Below are 17,565 nucleotides of genomic sequence, written 5' to 3'. Positions count from 1 at the left end.
AAATAAAGTTGCAAATTTAAAACATACTTAAAAATATGAGCCCACAAATTACTGCTTTTTTAGCAACTTATCATTTTTATCTATTTTTTAGGAGCTATTTTTCCATGCTACAATAGGGTTTAATTGCAATCCAGTTGTGACCTCATCAACTATATCCTTAAAAACCAATTCAATCCCATTTTAGTTAATTTCATTCCATGGTATATGTTTTCCATCTTAAATAAGTGCCATCTTTTAATTTATGAACAATATAGGTTGGAGAGGTTGTTTTATAATTATTTTTCCTGAATTCTTTGATTGTTATATATTTAATTCCATCAAGGGATTTTATCCTTTCTGGTTTTTGGTTAAAAGCGTAAAAAGCAAAAGAAAATGAAGGAAGTCCAACACTGTCAGGATCTCCTATGCGATTTTTATATTTTTGAATTGCTTTATCTCTTTCTTTTTTAGATTCATATTTTTCAATATAAATACTGAAATGAACATTACAACTATCTTTATTTATGTTATAACTTTCTAATGACTCATCCTTTAAATCTATATAAATTGTCATGAAAGTTCTTTCTTTTTTTTCTTGTGCAAACGACAAATAGAAAGAACTAATAAATAAAGTTAAAATTATTTTTTTTATTATTGTTGACATGGTGGATTTGTGTTATAAAAATTATAAAAAGTTGCTAAAATTTGTAATCGCATTGCAGGAGCAACATTTCCCCAAGCGACTGTTGGTTGTGGTGGCAAGCCGGTTGTATTATTAATATTACCTGTACCCATAAGCCCAATCCAAGCTAGTGCATTGTAAACTTCTTCAGTTTGTGTATTGTCATATTGCTTTAAAACTTTAATAATTATGTCTCTGGAATGTTGTGCCATCAACTCGTGTTGTGCATTCGAAGGAGATTGTCCAGCAGGAACATTATATAAATATCGTGTGTAGTAATCTGTAATCCCAGGATAATCATCTTTTATACTTTCGATAAAACTCGCAGACCAAGTAATATTTCCTCCAGGAGAAAGAGACAACAGCTTTCTATACATTTCAGCATGAAGTATTTCATGAAAAAAAGTTCTTGCAATATTTAAGGGTGGAGAATTTAAAAAATTAGGATTAAATTTAATTTCTATTACAGAGTTTATAGGTTCATAAGTTACAGCACTTGCATTAGGATAATTTGGATCTACACCTACGCTTAAATTCAAATTAGCCACGGAGAAATTTCGATCAAACTTTTTCAAATAACTTTGAAAAATGGGAGCTTTTCCAAGTTTAGTGTATACGCCATTTAAACACGGATTATCTTTAAGAGATTTGTCAACAATTACTCTATAGGCAAAATCTATTTCTCCTAAAGAGTTAGAATTATCAGCCAAATATTGAATAAAACTCTGTGCTTGATCGTTAGGATTTTGCAATAAAAAATGAAATGCATTATAATGAAGCAGGTCAATATCTGTAACAGTCCAATAAGTAGGATAAAGATTAAAAATTGAAATTATATTATTTAAAGCAAAAGTAGTAGCGTCTTTATTCGCTTGAGTTAAACCACCATTAACTTTCATAAACTGAACAATATTTGGGTAAATCCAAGCATTTTCTTCGACTATCTGTTTTACGCTATAATTATTGTCCGTTATTGTGCTTATAAAATACCATACTTGTGTTGCAAACACAAAATCTGGATTATTAAGATCTGCATCTCCTTCATAAGGATTAGGAATAAATATTCCTGAATAATCAGTGTTACCACCACCAGATGAAGGATCGCCACCAGATGGAGGATTACCGGCACCAGTATCCCCACCTCCACCTCCAGTAGTACCGCATCCACTCGCAAGTAAAACAAAAACTTCTTTTGTAGCTTTAGTTCCATCAGAGTTAAAACAATCAGGTCTATCGCCCGGAGTTACTAATTCACCTTCACATTTATCTACAGTAGTATAATAACCGACTTCAATACAGGAATAAGAATCAAATGTTCTATTTGTATTACTATATTTTGATACTTCAGAGCTTGTTAGTGATTGTTTAAAAGATTTTTCTAATTTTACTTTTTCTAAACTTTTGTTTAGATTAAATTTTACCATTACTATTTCTTGGCTCCCATCAGGATAGTTACTAACAATAATGTTTTTAAAATAATTCAATCCTTTCTCTTGTCCAATTTTAAATGTGTACGATTTAAAACCATCTTCTTTTTCCAGATAAATTATATTAGTAGTATCTACAATAAAACCATACAAATCTTTAACTCTAGCTTGAGTGTTTGAATTTAGACTAGGTTGAATCTCTGCAATTGCTTTTACAGTTTTAGGATGCTGTTTTTTTTAATTCATCGAAACGAATAGTTTTAAATTTAAAGTCTTTCTTATTTTGACTTAATGCATCTTCGTAAAGGTCTTTTTCACAGCTAGTGAAAATAAAAAATAATGTTATCATGAGGAACCTAGCTAAATTTTCTAATTTTGTATTTATAAATTAATTTGTTTAGTACCTTTTCACTTTGCAACTCTGCTGGGCAGAAAAAGATTTTTCGCTCCCATTTTCAGTTTTTTTTAAAACTATTTTTTGTATTTTGTTCTTACATAATCTTGGTCAAAGGTTTAGTATAACCCATAAATACACTAAACTTCTTAGAATCTAAAATACTTAATTGATTGGTCGTTATTATTTTAATTTTAACATCTCAAAAACACAATACTCTCTTGAATAGCAAGCTAGGCTTTTTTAAACTATTCAAATATAGGATTTATTTTATAAAATCAAGTGAGAAATATTAGTTAAAATTCAATCTAGAAATGAGTATCCAAATTATTATTTTAGAAACAAAAACAGCCTGACACCAATTACCACTTTTAAAAATCCTTTTGAAAGCATCAAAAATATGAGTAAAGAAGTAATCAAATACCAACGAAAAAAGAGAATATTCTGCATTTGCTTTGGGAACAAGATCAATTCTTAGAAAAATATTTAAAGAATTAATTCCAACTTGACATAAAAGCAAAACCCCGAAATCATATTGATTTCGGGGTTTTCTATTTTTAAGATAGCATCAAGTATACTTCCTGATTGAATTCTAATTCAGAATCATGTTCGAAGAAAATGGCTCTTCTTTCAAAAGCCGCTTTAACCAAATAATGGCTTCCTTTGAAATAACATTGTTTCACAACTGCTTTCATAATTGCGTTGTCCACCACTTTTAATTGATGCGGATACAATAAAAGTGCTGCGTCTTCGTCATCCTCAAGAGCTATTAATTGAGACAATTTCAGTTCATTGACTTCCCCAAAAAGAGAAGCAATGTATTTATTCGCCGGATTTTCATACAGAGCTTTGGAGTCGCCTTTTGCCATTACTTTCCCATTTTGAACCACAATCGTTTCATCAGAGAAAGACAACGCATCGGTACTGTCATGCGTGGCAATAATACAGGTCACGCCTTTGTCTTTTAAGTAACGGAATAAATTGCGACGCAAGGAATTCTTTCTGAAAGAATCAATTTGGCTGAACGGTTCATCCAGCAAAATAATTTCTGGTTCTAAAGCCAAAACTCTTGCCAAGGCCACTCGTTGTTGCTGTCCGCCACTTAGAAATTTCGCCTTTACTTTTGCGAAAGCGGTCATTTCGACCATATCTAATAACTCTTGAACGCGGGCTTTCTTTTCCTCAGGATACATATTCGACAAGAACTTGCCTACATTTTCTTCGACAGTTATGTAGGGCATCAAATCAAAATCCTGCGCTAAATATTTAATGTAATCTTCTCCCGGGACAAGATTGTATTTGGGACCCAAAATAGGTTTGTCATTATAGGTTATTGCTCCGTTATCCAAATCATATAATCCGTAAATGAGTTTTAGCAACGTACTTTTACCGCAACCGCTTTCGCCAATAATAGCGGTGTTTTGACCTTTAGCAATAGTGAAACTTACATTTTCAATAACGGGCTTGTCAATGTAAGTGAAGGAAATATCTTTTATCTCAAGCATCATCTGTATTTAAGAGTGCAAATTTACAATGTTTAATTCAAATTTAGACACAAAAAAAGGCTGCTTCTTGACGAAACAGCCTTTGTTTATAGAGTATTTTTTGCTTAGTTTTTCACTTCAGCTTCGGCATCTTTAATCATTTTCTCGTTTGCAGTAATAGCAAATTCAACACGACGGTTTTGACTTCTACCCTCAACAGTTTCATTTGAAGCAATTGGATCAGCAATTCCTAAACCAGTAACTTGAAATCTGCTTGAAGAAACACCTTTACTAGTTAAATAATTTCTAACAGATGCTGCTCTTTCTCCTGAAAGTTTTAGGTTATAATCAGCTGGACCAGTACTGTCTGTATATCCGTAAATAGTAATATTAGTATCTGGATATTCGGCAAAAACAGGAACTAATTTATCCAAATTTGCTTTTGCAGCAGCAGTCAAAGAAGATTTATTAGTATCAAAACGCACTGCATTTTCATTCAAAACTAATTTGATTCCTTCTCCTACACGAACTACTTCAGCTCCAGGGAGAACCGCATCTATTTCTCTTGCTTGCTTGTCCATTTTGTTACCAATAACTCCACCGGCAACTCCACCGATAACACCGCCTAACACAGCACCCATTGCACCTTTACCACCTTTACCAAGATTGTTCCCTAGAACACCTCCTAGTACAGCTCCGGCAACAGCACCTATTCCAGCACCTCTTTGTGTTTTATTTGTGTTTTTTACTGCCTCACAACTAGTAAACATTGAACCTATAACCATTATTGCTGCCATTGCAACTATTGAAATCTTTTTCATATCTATATTTTTTATTAGTTAACTTTTTGAAATTGGTATACTACATCTGTCATTTTTCCTCCAACATCGATTTTATCAATCAATTGAAAAGAGGATTCTGTTTGATTGGCTACATATAAAATATATCCATCTCTCACTTTTCGAGCTTTTTCACCGGCATCAAGAATTTTTAGGATAAACTGACCATCATTATTTACAAACCAAGTAATAGGTGAGCTAAATGCGACACAGTTTGCTTTTGTCAAAGCCATAGTTCCTTTATTGTTATTAGAAACAAACTTCCATGTACTTCCTACAAAACATTCTGAATCTGCAAGCTGAAAACTATTTACTTTGATATATTGTGAACCTGGATATGTAACCGAGCTGATTGTCCAATTTCCTTTCATTGCAACTTGAGCCTTTCTATCTGTATTCGTACTTGTCACTGATGTTGACTTACATGCGAACATCAAAACAGCTAACGTGCATACTAAAATTATTTTTCTCATTTTCTTAAATTTTAATGAATTAATACTTACACAAAGATACAATGCAACTTCAGAAAAATGTTTCAAAATTAAATTATTTTGTATCATAATTAACGCCTACGACAATTTGTCACTTCAATTGTAATTGGTATTCTATTTGAAAGAAACATACCATAATAATAAATTTAAAACTCAAAATATGACAACAGGTAAAATTAATGTTTCGGTAGAGAACATCTTTCCCTTAATCAAGAAATTCTTATACAGCGATCACGAAATTTTCTTACGTGAATTGATTTCCAATGGAACAGATGCGACACTTAAATTAAAACATTTAACCAGCATTGGCGAAGCCAAAGTAGAATACGGAAACCCAATTATCGAAATTAAAATTGATAAGGAAGGAAAGAAATTGCACATCATTGACCAAGGTCTTGGAATGACGGCTGACGAAGTAGAAAAATACATCAACCAAGTAGCCTTTTCTGGAGCGGAAGAATTTCTAGACAAATACAAAGATTCTGCTAAAGATTCTGGAATTATTGGACATTTTGGTCTTGGTTTTTATTCTGCTTTTATGGTTGCCGAAAAAGTAGAAATCATCACTAAATCGTTCAAAGACGAACCAGCAGCGCACTGGACTTGTGATGGAAGCCCAGAATTCACATTAGAACCAGCTGACAAAAATACACGTGGAACTGAAATTATCTTGCATATTGCCGAAGATTCGTTGGAGTTTTTAGAAGATTCTAAAATCAACGGATTATTAAACAAGTACAATAAGTTCATGCCGATTCCAATTAAATTTGGAACCAAAACAGAGAAAATTGAACAAAAAAAGGGTGAAGAAGTTGCTGAAGAAGACAAAGACAAAACGTTTACAGAAGTTGAAGTAGACAATATCATCAACAACCCAAATCCAGCTTGGACCAAACAACCAACAGAATTATCAGCTGAGGATTACAAGAATTTCTACCATGAATTGTACCCAATGCAGTTTGAAGAACCGTTGTTCCACATTCATTTAAATGTAGATTATCCGTTCAACCTAACCGGTATTTTGTATTTTCCAAAATTAGGTTCTGATTTACAAATTCAGAAAGATAAAATCCAATTGTACCAAAATCAAGTGTACGTAACGGATAACGTAGAAGGAATTGTGCCTGAATTCTTGATGATGTTAAAAGGTGTGGTGGATTCACCAGATATTCCATTGAACGTTTCTCGTTCTGGATTGCAAGCAGATGCTGCAGTAAAGAAAATTTCGAATTACATCACCCGTAAAGTAGCTGATAAATTAAAGTCATTGTTCACTGAAAACCGTGAAGATTTCGAGCAAAAATGGAACGATATCAAAATCGTTTTGGAGTACGGAATGCTTTCTGAAGATAAATTCTACGAAAAAGCAGGTGCGTTTGTTTTATATCCAACAGTTGATGGAAAATTCCACACACTGGAAGAATTAAAAGAAAAACTGGCTGCGAACCAAACCGACAAAGACGGAAAATTAGTGGTTTTATATGCCGGAAATAAAGAAGCACAACACTCTTATATCGAAATTGCAAAAGACAAAGGATATGAAGTTTTATTACTAGACTCTCCTATTATCTCGCACTTGATTCAAAAAATTGAAGGCGACAACAGCAACATGACTTTTGTACGTGTGGATTCTGATCACATTGATAATTTAATTAAGAAAGAGGAAACGACAATTTCTAAATTATCCGAAGAAGAACAAACCAACTTGAAAACCGTTCTTGAAGCGATTGTTCCTAAACAAACGTATTCAGTTCAACTGGAAGCTTTAGACAGTAATGCGTCTCCATTTATCATCACGCAACCAGAATTCATGCGTAGAATGAAAGAAATGAGTCAGTCTGGTGGCGGCGGAATGTTCGGGATGGGCAATATGCCAGAAATGTACAATTTAGTGGTAAATACGAACTCTGAATTGGCAACCAGCATCTTGAAAAATAAAGACAAAAACGCTCAGGAAAGTTTAGTAAAACAAGCGCTTGACTTAGCTAAATTATCGCAAAACCTATTAAAAGGCGAAGCATTAACCGCTTTCGTAAAAAGAAGTTTCGAGCTGATTAAATAGTTTATTTGGTTAATTGGTTATTCGTATAACCGTTCCCAAAGTAACACCCAAAGCCTGCTAGTGAAAACTAGTGGGCTTTTTTTATGGAGCAAAACGATTGGTTTTCATGAGATGTTTTGTCCCGCTATGCGCTACCTGCGAATTCACCCGATTTCTTAGCTATGTAACGATCAACAAACACATGAAACTAAAGTAAGTGACAATTTAGAACGATGCAGCAATTCGTAAGATTCACAAAGAACCAATAAACTCAATTCTTCTAACCAACCAAACCTTCCTTAAACCAAAAAAAGCTAAATCAATTAAGATTTAGCTTTTAATACATTGAAAAAAAATTATTTTGTTTTCATTGGTGGCAAGTCAAATGCAGCAGGTTCATGCTCAAAACCATTGCGGTGTGAACCATCACAAAAAGGTTTGTTTACCGATAAACCACAACGGCAAAGACCTAAAGCCGTTCTCCCTTCTAGGCCGTATGTTTTTCCATCACAATCTGTTATTTCAAAATCTCCTTCAATTTTTATAGATCCATTGCGATTGATTGTTAGTTTTGTTGTGCTCATAATGCTATTTATTTTTTTAGAGTTCAAAGATTATAAAATATTTCAGGACCTTTTTATTTTGTGATGCTTTTTTATGATTCCAAATCGTAATTTACATTAATTCTATTTTGTGGTACGGTTTCAATCCATAAAAATAATCAAACTATTTGCACTTAATACTTATTTTGAATCCATTAGAATACAATTGCAATTCAACCCAACAAAAAAGCAACTAATTTTAAACTGATATGAAAATCTTCAAAGAAAAGCATCATGCCTTTCTGATTTCACACTACCCGAAAAGACTTCAAGATTAAGCTAGGCTTAAGATTAAAGTATATCTTGATACCTCGTAAATATTATTAGTTTCTATATTGTATATTTGCTTGTTAGCAATACGTTTACCGCAGAGCTAATTATTTTATTTTCTGTAAAAAATAAAAAAAACGATTTCAATTTAATATTAAAAAAACCTTTCAACACTAAATACCATTTTAAAAGCATGAGTATCTTAAAAAAAGTAAATGTATTCCGAAGAATTTTAACCCGAAACCTAACTAAAAACATAGGCAGTTCACAAAAAAATCAAGAGATAGATTTGACTCAAAAAATTGAAATCAAAAGAGTTTTAATTTCTAGACCCAATCATAGATTAGGAAATTTACTGCTGATCACGCCGTTAGTACAAGAGGTTATAAACACTTTTCCTGAATGTAAAATTGATTTATTTGTAAAAGGCGGATTAGCTCCAATAGTTTTTCAAAACTATGAAAACATTAATCATATCATTGAACTTCCAAAGAAACCATTTAAAAATCTAATTAATTACTTTCAAGTTTGGGTAAAAATAAAAAGTGCCAAATATGATATTGTAATCAACGTAGATAAAAATTCCTCATCTGGACGTTTATCAGCTCAATTTGCAAATGCAAAATATAAGTTTTTTGGTGAAATAGACGACACAATTCAGTTGCAATACAACGATTACGAACACATTGCGAAGTATCCCATATATGAATTTAGAAGCTTTCTAACTACGTTAGGATTTCAGCAAAAAGAGCATCCAATTCCATCGCTAGATCTTAAATTAAGTCCAGCTGAATTAGCTGAAGGCAAAAAAATAGTGGATGCGTTGGTTCCTAACGACAAAAAAACTATTGCTATTTTCACCTATGCAACAGCTGATAAATGCTATTCAGAAACTTGGTGGGAAGAGTTTTATTCAAAATTAAAGACTACCCATGAAGATTACAATATTATTGAAGTTTTACCGGTAGAAAATATTTCCCAAATTGGCTTTAAAGCACCTACCTTTTATAGTAAAGACATTCGAGAAATTGGTGCCGTTATTGCAAATACAACGATTTTCATTGGTGCCGACAGTGGAATTATGCATTTGGCTAGTGCTTCATTGACACCTACAGTGGGATTATTTTCACGTTCAAATCAGAAAAAATATGCCCCTTACAATACTAATAGTGTAGCCATAAATACTAATACTAGTACTACAGAAGAATCAATCAAAGTGATAGACAGCATACTTACTAAAAGTTAATTTTACATATAAAACAACAAACACTATTTTAATACTATACAAACTAAATTACTGATGAAAAAATTAACCACATTTCTACTTGTATTTTTATGTACTGGAATATTTTACGCCCAGAATACCAACTCCTTTGCTTTGAAGTTGGATCATATGGCACTTTCAGTAAAAGACTTGGATCGTTCTGTCGCTTTTTATACTACTGTTTTGAAACTTACTGAAATTACTAATCTTACGAGAAAGGAAGGTATTCGTTGGGTTTCATTGGGCGATGGAAAAGAATTACATTTAGTTTCTACTATAAAAGAACCTGTTATAGTAAACAAAGCGGTGCATCTTGCATTCAAATCGGCAAATTTTGACGCGCTGGTTAAAGCCCTTAAAGCAGCACACATAACCTATTCTGACTGGCCAGGAAAACTTGACACAATTACTGTTAGAGCTGACGGAATTAAACAAATTTACATACAAGATCCAGACGGATATTGGATTGAAATAAATAGTGCAGAACAACACTAAACTAAAAAACGAAACTCCTCAGTAACCTGAGGAGTTTCGTTTTTTTATTCCTTATAATTAGAATTCAACTAATTACCATTATTGCAAAACTCTATTTATTTGAGAGAAATTTTTCTCATAGTACTTTTCTTTAGTCGAGGAAATAATAACACCATTACTCACCGAAGAGTGGATGAATTTTATCTCCCCTTCACAAACTTCTACCACCATACCTACATGGTTTATTTGGCTTCTACCGTTTGTTTTAAAGAAAATCAAATCCCCTTTTTGGGCTTCTTCAGTATTTATTCTAGTACCGATGCCTGATTGTTCTCTTGATGTTCTAGGTAACTTTATATCAAATGCTCCAAAAGTAGTACACATCAGTCCAGAGCAGTCAAAACCTGCTTTTGATGTTCCACCAGTGCGGTACCTAGTTCCTATATTTTCTGAAGCACGTTCTATCAATTGATCTAGAAAATCATGGCTAAAAGTAGGCTTTAATGTGTTATTAAAATCAATTTTAGTGCTCTCAATCGTAATTGGATTGCTATTATCAGTACTTGCAACACTATTATTTTCTACTGGCACAGTATTCGTACGGATATTCAATTTATCGCCTACACGAAGTGCATTTTTAACTTCTGGGTTTTGTTTTTCTAATTCTTGAACTGTAATTCCGTATTGTTTTGCAATACCGTATTTAGTTTCTTTGGGCAAAACTTCACGAACAATATTATTCTCAACTGAGCTTGTCGTTTCATTTGCTTGAGAAATAGTTTGAGCTTCAGATTTTGGCTGAGAAGCGACTGCTGCTTCCATTTTAGGTACAACATTTAATGGTTCAGCACTAACAACAGCTTCTTTAGTAAACAATTGTTTATTTTCTTGTGGCACAACTACTGCTGCTGTAACTGGTATTCCATTTCCTGGAATAGTTATTTTTTGACCTACTCTAAGTGCTTTGGCTCCTAACGTTGGATTTGCTTTGTCTAAATCTTTAACTGTGATTCCGTATTTTCTAGCGATAGAATATTTTGATTCTTTTGGTAGTACTTCTATCGTGATTTGTTCCGTTAGTGATTTCTCAGTTTCAATTACTGGAGTAGTAACTACTAATTCTGGTTTTTGAGAAACCTTTTTGGTTTGAGAGATAACAACTGCTTCAGTTGAAGTTGCATTTGCTGGAATTATAATTTTTTGACCAATTCTTAATCCTGTCGCTTCTATTGTTGGGTTGAGTTCGTTTAATTCTTTTAGAGAGATTCCGTATTGTTTTGCAATTCCATAAGGCGTTTCTTTGGCCAAAACTTCATGCTCTTTTGAGGGTAAATCTGCTGCAACCTTGGATTTATTATTTGTCTTTTTAGTGGCTGCTACAGGAATTAATAAAATGGAATTGAGTTTTAATAGATTTTTTGCCTTTGGATTTAATTTAAAAATTGCGCTTTGTTTAACATCATATTTTTCCGCAATACTAGAGATGGTTTCCCCTTTTGCAATAGTGTGTTTTGTGATATTTTCTTGTGAAAAAAGAACGATACTATTTAATAAAAACAATGTTACAATTACTCTAAAACTCATATTCATTTATTTCAAATTACTTACCCCATTTTATACCACACAGCGATTTCGGGATATAATTATTAAATCTCGCTATGGTTTGCTTTTTTACTTTTTACTTAAAAAATTGTAAAAATCATCCTTATCTCTTTCCAGAAAAGAGGTTCAGAATGTGTTCGTTTAAATTCTAGTTGATTTTTTATTTCAATTGCAAAAAGCAGTTGAAATAGTACACCGTACACTACCTATTGTATTGTTGCGTTGAAAAAAAATTATAAAGAAAAGCCATCCAAAAAGCTTCATTTAAAATTTAATTTTTCAAAAAAGCTAATATAAGCCATTTAATCAAAAAACACCTCCTTTTTTTAAATTTTAACGTTCAAAAAACAAAAAATCGACTTGTTTTTTGAATTTTGCTGCGATTTTCAGTTCAAAGCTCTTTTCTTTTTCGAAAAAAATGTGCTGTAAAACCATGAATTGGCATTGAAAATATGGTTTCTAATGTGTAGCCATGATGAAAGTGGAAAGCCTTTTGAAGCGGAATTGCTTATTTTTCCTGAGAAAAAAGAGCGACAAAGAAGCTCCTTTTTTATCTTGGAAAAAAGCAATTTTGCGAAAAAGCTTGAAACGGCCAGCAGGAAATAGCTCCTAAAAAAAGTGTTCAGTAATCAGTCGCAATCTTGAATAACTGCCAACTAAATCACTAAACACTTTATATTTTGAACTGACCATTATAAACTGGTCTCTGAATACTTCTTGATTATGCGTTACTGGCAGCTGCTATTAAGTTTAATGCTGAACCGGCAACGAACCAACCAATTTGCCCTTCGTTGTAGGTATGATTTGCTAGGATTACATCTTTGGTACCATCTGCATGAACAAATTCTACTGTTAATGGTTTTCCTGGAGCAAAATCGACTAAATCAGTAAAGTTGATAGTATCATCTTCTTGGATTTTATCGTAGTCAGCTTCGTTAACAAAAGTTAATCCTAACATCCCTTGTTTTTTCAAGTTGGTTTCGTGAATACGAGCAAAAGATTTTACCAAAACTGCTTTCACACCTAAAAAACGTGGTTCCATAGCTGCATGTTCACGTGACGAACCTTCTCCATAATTGTGATCACCTACAACAATTGAAGCAATTCCAGCGGCTTTGTAAGCACGCGCTACAGCCGGAACTGCATCGTATTCTCCAGTCAATTGGTTTTTGACTGAATTTGTTTTTTGGTTAAAAGCATTTACTGCTCCAATCAACATATTATTAGAAATATTATCTAAGTGCCCACGGAAACGCAACCAAGGTCCGGCCATAGAAATATGATCTGTAGTACATTTCCCAAATGCTTTTATTAATAATTTAGCACCTGTAATATTTTTCCCATCCCAAGCTTCGAATGGCGCCAACAATTGCAAACGATCTGAAGTTTCAGAGACCGCTACCATTACGCCACTTCCATCTGCTGCTGGTGCTTGAAAACCGGCATCTTCTACTGCGAAACCTTTTTTAGGCAATTCATCACCATAAGGAGCAGTCAGTTTCACTTCGTCACCGTTATCAGTGATCAGAGTATCAGTGATTGGATTAAAATCCAAGCGTCCTGAAATAGCTAATGCGGCAACCATTTCTGGAGACGTTACAAAAGCGTGTGTGTTTGGGTTACCATCAGCACGTTTAGAAAAGTTACGGTTGAAAGAATGAACGATGGTATTTTTTTCTTGTTTATCGGCTCCTGCTCTATCCCATTGTCCTATACATGGTCCGCACGCATTTGTAAATACTTTGGTTCCCATTTTTTCAAAAGTAGCGATGATTCCGTCTCTTTCGATAGTATATCTAATTTGCTCCGAACCTGGATTGATTCCAAACTCTGCTTTTGGGCTAATTCCCATTTCAACTGCTTGGTTTACGATAGAGGCAGCACGCGCCATATCTTCATAAGAAGAGTTAGTACAAGAACCAATTAATCCCCATTCAACTTTTATAGGCCAGCCATTAGCAGCGGCTTCTTCTTTCATTTTAGAAACTGGTGTACCACGATCTGGAGTAAAAGGTCCGTTAATATGTGGCTCTAATTCAGAAAGATTGATTTCGATAACTTGATCGAAATACGTTTCCGGATTTGCATATACCTCTGGATCGGCAGTTAAGTAAGAAGCAACATTATCAGCCGCATCTACTACGTCCTGACGACCTGTTGCAGAAAGATACCTTCTCATTGACTCGTCATAACCAAATGTAGATGTAGTTGCTCCAATTTCGGCACCCATATTACAAATAGTTCCTTTTCCAGTACATGACATAGAAGTAGCACCTTCTCCGAAATATTCTAAGATAGCTCCAGTACCTCCTTTTACGGTAAGAATATCTGCCACTTTAAGAATTACGTCTTTTGGTGCCGTCCAACCCGATAATTTTCCAGTTAATTTTACTCCTATTAATTTTGGAAATTTCAATTCCCAAGACATTCCCGACATTACATCTACCGCATCAGCACCACCAACGCCAATAGCTAACATTCCTAATCCACCAGCATTTACAGTATGTGAATCAGTACCAATCATCAAACCTCCAGGGAATGCATAGTTCTCTAAAACGATTTGGTGAATAATACCTGAACCTGGTTTCCAGAAACCAATTCCATATTTATCCGATACTGAAGAAAGGAAATCAAAAACTTCTTTTGATTGCGTGTTTGCTAGAGCTAAATCAGATTTCGCTCCATTTTTTGCTAGAATTAAGTGATCACAGTGCACTGTTGTAGGAACAGCAACTTTTTTCTTTCCCGCATGCATAAATTGCAATAAAGCCATTTGAGCTGTTGCATCTTGACACGCTACTCTATCTGGAGCAAAATCTACATAATCTACACCTTTCGTAAACGCCTTAGTAGGATTACCATCCCAAAGATGGGTGTACAAAATTTTCTCTGTTAAAGTAAGTGGACGACCAACTATCTCACGTGCTTTGTCTACACGAGAGGTCATATTTGCATACACTTCTTTGATCATTTCAATATCAAATGCCATAAGATTTATATTTAATTAGTAGTATTCTATTTTGAACATACAAGATACAAAAAAACGGCGTATAAAAAAAGCCCGAGTCTAATGACTCAGGCTTTTATAATATAATTAACTAATTTATTATTATTTAACTAATAGCTTGTGAGAAGGTGCAAATTGTGTCAAATTAATTCCCTTCACTGCTGCTTTGTACTCTTCAATAGTAGGTGTTCTACCTAAGATTGTAGACAATACAACAACAGGTGTTGATGAAAGTAATGATTCTCCTTTTTTCCCTTCTGTATCTTCCACCACTCTTCCTTGGAAAAGTCGAGTAGAAGTCGCCATAACTGTATCTCCTTTGGCTGCTTTTTCTTGATTACCCATACAAAGGTTACAACCAGGACGTTCTAAATACAGAATATTTTCATATCCAGTACGAGCTACACCTTTAGGCGCATTATCGTCAAATTCAAAACCAGAATATTTTTGTAACACTTCCCAATCACCCTCTGCTTTCAATTCATCAACGATGTTATATGTTGGAGGCGCTACTACAAGTGGTGCTTTAAACTCAACTTTACCATGTTGTTCATCTATATTTTTCAGCATTTGAGATAAAATTTTCAAATCTCCTTTGTGAACCATACAAGAACCAACAAATCCAAGATCTACTTTTTTTGTTCCCCCGTAAAAAGAAAGAGGACGAATTGTATCGTGAGTATAACGCTTAGAAACATCCGCATTATTTACGTCTGGATCTGCGATCATTGGTTCTGCAACAATATCTAAATCAATAACTACTTCCGCATAATATTTTGCGTTTGCATCTGGTGTTAAAGCTGGTTTTTCACCTGATCGAATTTCAGCAATTCTATTATTTGCAATATCGATCAATCCTTTCAGCACTTGCTTTTGATTGTCCATACCTTTATCAATCATAATTTGGATTCTTCCCTTAGCAATCTCTAATGATTCTATTAAAGTATCATCCTCAGAAATACAGATTGAAGCTTTTGCTTTCATCTCTGCTGTCCAATCTGTAAACGTAAACGCTTGGTCAGCCGTAAGTGTACCAATGTGAACCTCAATAATTCTTCCTTGGAATACATTCTCTCCACCAAATTGCTGCAACATTTGCGATTGCGTAGCATGCACCACATCACGGAAATCCATGTAATGTTTCATGTCTCCTTTGAACGTAACTTTCACTGATTCTGGAATTGGCATAGAAGCTTCGCCTGTAGCCAATGCAAGCGCAACAGTTCCTGAATCAGCACCAAAAGCCACACCTTTGGACATTCTTGTATGCGAATCACCACCAATAATAATAGCCCATTCGTCTACAGTTATATCATTCAAAACCTTATGAATTACATCCGTCATGGCGTGATATTCTCCTTTTGGGTCACGAGCAGTAATCAAACCAAAATCATTCATGAATTTCATCAATCTTGGAATATTTGCTTTCGATTTATTATCCCAAACTGAAGCAGTGTGACAACCAGATTGGTAAGCACCGTCAACAATTGGCGAAATCACAGTTGCAGCCATAGACTCTAATTCTTGAGAAGTCATCAAACCTGTTGTATCTTGCGAACCTACAATATTTACGGTAACACGAACATCAGAACCCGCATGTAACACTTTACCCGGTGTATTTCCAACCGCATTTTTATTAAATATTTTTTCTACCGCAGTAAGTCCCTGTCCTTCAACAGAAACTTCTTTTGACGGAGCGAATACTGGTACGATATCAATTCCTAACGTTTTTGAAGCAAATGTTTGTAATTTTTTTCCAAATACAATTGCGTAAGACCCACCAGCTTTAATGAATTCCATTTTCTGAGGAGTGAATGCCTTAGAAATATCAATTAATTCTTGGTCGCCATTATATAATTTTTTTGTCTTTGTGTTGATGGTTAAGACAGTTCCAGTTGCAACAGAATATGCTTCTTCTAAAATTGGATCCCCATTTTCATTACGAAGTGCTTCTCCGTTTTCATCTAATTTTTTGACCCAGTTTTTAAGATCAAGACCAATACCACCCGTTACATCTACAGTAGTCAGGAAAATTGGAGAAATACCATTTGTTCCAGCTACAATAGGAGCTATATTAATAAATGGAACATAAGGACTTGCTTGTTTACCAGACCAAAGTGCCACATTATTTACACCTGACATTCTAGATGAACCAACACCCATTGTACCTTTTTCTGCAATTAACATTACAGATTTATCTGGATGTTGCGTTTTAAGAACTTCAATTTTATCTTGAGCTTCTGGAGAAATAAAACATTTACCATGCAATTCACGATCTGAACGGGAGTGTGCTTGGTTTCCCGGAGAAAGTAAATCTGTTGAAATATCCCCTTCACCAGCGATGAATGTAACCACCTTAATTTCTTCTACTACCTCTGGTAATTTCGTAAAAAACTCTGCTTTTGCATAGCTTACTAAGATTTCTTTTGCTATTTCATTACCACTTTTGAAAGCTGCTTCTAAACGATCTGTATCTGCTTCATATAGATACACTTGTGTTTTCAGAACTTCCGCAGCTTCTTTTGCAATTACAGCATCATTTCCTAAAGCTAAATCAAGTAACACTTTTATCGATGGACCACCTTTCATGTGTGATAACAACTCTAATGCAAATGCAGGTGTAATTTCATTTACAAGGGATTCGCCAAGAATAATCTCTTTTAAAAAATCAGCTTTAACATTAGCAGCAGGTGTAGTTCCTGGTACAACATTATAAATAAAGAAGTTAAGAGAATCCGCTCTATACTCGTTATTTAAATCTTTAATTTGCGCAATGATTTCGCTTAGTAAATCAGCGCCATCAATTGGTTTTGGGTGAAGCCCTTGACCTTTTCGTTCTTCAATCTCTTGAATATAATCCTTATAAGTGTTCATAATAGAAGTCTTTTCTTGGTATTTTTATTTTTTGTACGCAAATTTAGGAATTAAAGCCGAGAATTAAAAAAAATATAATAGAAGTAGCTTTTTCAAAAATTATTATTACAAAATAAAGAGTTTCACCACCTTTTA

Annotated in this window: 12 protein-coding genes; 3 read left to right on the top strand and 9 right to left on the bottom strand. The window is 34.0% G+C overall.

Annotated features, from left to right (window positions below; translation table 11 throughout):
* Nucleotides 1–190: 190 nt before the first annotated feature.
* From V5J73_RS03235 to V5J73_RS03215, 5 genes are all read right to left on the bottom strand, one after another.
* Entirely contained in the window at nucleotides 191–643 is a 453-nt protein-coding gene (locus tag V5J73_RS03235) for a hypothetical protein (RefSeq protein ID WP_338647587.1), read from the bottom strand.
* Nucleotides 631–2,241 carry a hypothetical protein gene (locus tag V5J73_RS03230; protein ID WP_338647585.1) on the bottom strand — a complete coding sequence of 537 codons (1,611 nt, stop codon included), beginning with the start codon at nucleotides 2,239–2,241 and terminating at the stop codon, nucleotides 631–633. Before V5J73_RS03230 ends, V5J73_RS03235 begins: the two co-directional genes overlap by 13 nt.
* Before the next feature lie 798 nt (nucleotides 2,242–3,039).
* Nucleotides 3,040–3,987: an ABC transporter ATP-binding protein gene (locus V5J73_RS03225; RefSeq protein ID WP_338647583.1), complete on the bottom strand. Its 948-nt coding sequence runs from the start codon at nucleotides 3,985–3,987 to the stop codon at nucleotides 3,040–3,042.
* A 104-nt stretch (nucleotides 3,988–4,091) separates the two neighbouring features.
* Nucleotides 4,092–4,787: an OmpA family protein gene (locus V5J73_RS03220; RefSeq protein ID WP_338647581.1), complete on the bottom strand. Its 696-nt coding sequence runs from the start codon at nucleotides 4,785–4,787 to the stop codon at nucleotides 4,092–4,094.
* 14 nt (nucleotides 4,788–4,801) lie between these two features.
* Nucleotides 4,802–5,278, bottom strand: a complete 477-nt coding sequence (locus V5J73_RS03215) for a lipocalin family protein (RefSeq protein WP_338647579.1) — start codon at nucleotides 5,276–5,278, stop codon at nucleotides 4,802–4,804.
* A 178-nt stretch (nucleotides 5,279–5,456) separates the two neighbouring features.
* On the opposite strand from V5J73_RS03215, the gene htpG reads away from it, so the two are divergent.
* Nucleotides 5,457–7,358: a molecular chaperone HtpG gene (gene htpG / locus V5J73_RS03210; RefSeq protein WP_338647577.1), complete on the top strand. Its 1,902-nt coding sequence runs from the start codon at nucleotides 5,457–5,459 to the stop codon at nucleotides 7,356–7,358.
* Nucleotides 7,359–7,693: 335 nt separating this feature from the next.
* On the opposite strand, the gene V5J73_RS03205 is transcribed toward htpG, so the two are convergent.
* A complete protein-coding gene (locus V5J73_RS03205) occupies nucleotides 7,694–7,921 on the bottom strand; it encodes a CDGSH iron-sulfur domain-containing protein (RefSeq protein WP_338647574.1) in 228 nt (75 codons plus the stop codon).
* A 481-nt stretch (nucleotides 7,922–8,402) separates the two neighbouring features.
* Here V5J73_RS03205 and V5J73_RS03200 point away from each other — a divergent pair, with 481 nt between their 5' ends.
* Both V5J73_RS03200 and V5J73_RS03195 read left to right on the top strand, forming a co-directional pair.
* The gene (locus V5J73_RS03200; protein WP_338647571.1) at nucleotides 8,403–9,455 is read left to right on the top strand and encodes a glycosyltransferase family 9 protein; all 1,053 of its coding nucleotides are present in this window, start codon (nucleotides 8,403–8,405) and stop codon (nucleotides 9,453–9,455) included.
* Nucleotides 9,456–9,509: 54 nt separating this feature from the next.
* Complete coding sequence (locus V5J73_RS03195; protein ID WP_338647569.1) at nucleotides 9,510–9,968, top strand: VOC family protein; 459 nt, start codon at nucleotides 9,510–9,512, stop codon at nucleotides 9,966–9,968.
* A gap of 78 nt (nucleotides 9,969–10,046) precedes the next feature.
* On the opposite strand, the gene V5J73_RS03190 is transcribed toward V5J73_RS03195, so the two are convergent.
* From V5J73_RS03190 to V5J73_RS03180, 3 genes are all read right to left on the bottom strand, one after another.
* Entirely contained in the window at nucleotides 10,047–11,531 is a 1,485-nt protein-coding gene (locus V5J73_RS03190) for a LysM peptidoglycan-binding domain-containing protein (RefSeq protein ID WP_338647567.1), read from the bottom strand.
* Between the two features lie 739 nt (nucleotides 11,532–12,270).
* On the bottom strand, nucleotides 12,271–14,538 hold the full coding sequence (locus V5J73_RS03185; protein WP_338647566.1) for an aconitate hydratase: 2,268 nt from the start codon (nucleotides 14,536–14,538) through the stop codon (nucleotides 12,271–12,273).
* Between the two features lie 120 nt (nucleotides 14,539–14,658).
* Nucleotides 14,659–17,430 carry a bifunctional aconitate hydratase 2/2-methylisocitrate dehydratase gene (locus V5J73_RS03180; protein ID WP_338647565.1) on the bottom strand — a complete coding sequence of 924 codons (2,772 nt, stop codon included), beginning with the start codon at nucleotides 17,428–17,430 and terminating at the stop codon, nucleotides 14,659–14,661.
* Between the last annotated feature and the right edge of the window lie 135 nt (nucleotides 17,431–17,565).

Origin of the sequence: Flavobacterium sp. KS-LB2 (assembly GCF_036895565.1) — a bacterium.
Taxonomy (GTDB): domain Bacteria; phylum Bacteroidota; class Bacteroidia; order Flavobacteriales; family Flavobacteriaceae; genus Flavobacterium.
Note: the sequence above shows the minus strand (reverse complement) of the source record. Positions and strands in the feature narration are given on the sequence as shown.

Coding starts and splice junctions, on each gene's coding strand:
- V5J73_RS03215 (WP_338647579.1), bottom strand. CDS start 5,278: ATGAGAAAAATAATTTTAGTATGCACGTTAGCTGTTTTGATGTTCGCA.
- V5J73_RS03200 (WP_338647571.1), top strand. CDS start 8,403: ATGAGTATCTTAAAAAAAGTAAATGTATTCCGAAGAATTTTAACCCGA.
- V5J73_RS03220 (WP_338647581.1), bottom strand. CDS start 4,787: ATGAAAAAGATTTCAATAGTTGCAATGGCAGCAATAATGGTTATAGGT.
- V5J73_RS03185 (WP_338647566.1), bottom strand. CDS start 14,538: ATGGCATTTGATATTGAAATGATCAAAGAAGTGTATGCAAATATGACC.
- V5J73_RS03235 (WP_338647587.1), bottom strand. CDS start 643: ATGTCAACAATAATAAAAAAAATAATTTTAACTTTATTTATTAGTTCT.
- V5J73_RS03195 (WP_338647569.1), top strand. CDS start 9,510: ATGAAAAAATTAACCACATTTCTACTTGTATTTTTATGTACTGGAATA.
- V5J73_RS03205 (WP_338647574.1), bottom strand. CDS start 7,921: ATGAGCACAACAAAACTAACAATCAATCGCAATGGATCTATAAAAATT.
- V5J73_RS03180 (WP_338647565.1), bottom strand. CDS start 17,430: ATGAACACTTATAAGGATTATATTCAAGAGATTGAAGAACGAAAAGGT.
- V5J73_RS03225 (WP_338647583.1), bottom strand. CDS start 3,987: ATGCTTGAGATAAAAGATATTTCCTTCACTTACATTGACAAGCCCGTT.
- V5J73_RS03190 (WP_338647567.1), bottom strand. CDS start 11,531: ATGAGTTTTAGAGTAATTGTAACATTGTTTTTATTAAATAGTATCGTT.
- htpG (WP_338647577.1), top strand. CDS start 5,457: ATGACAACAGGTAAAATTAATGTTTCGGTAGAGAACATCTTTCCCTTA.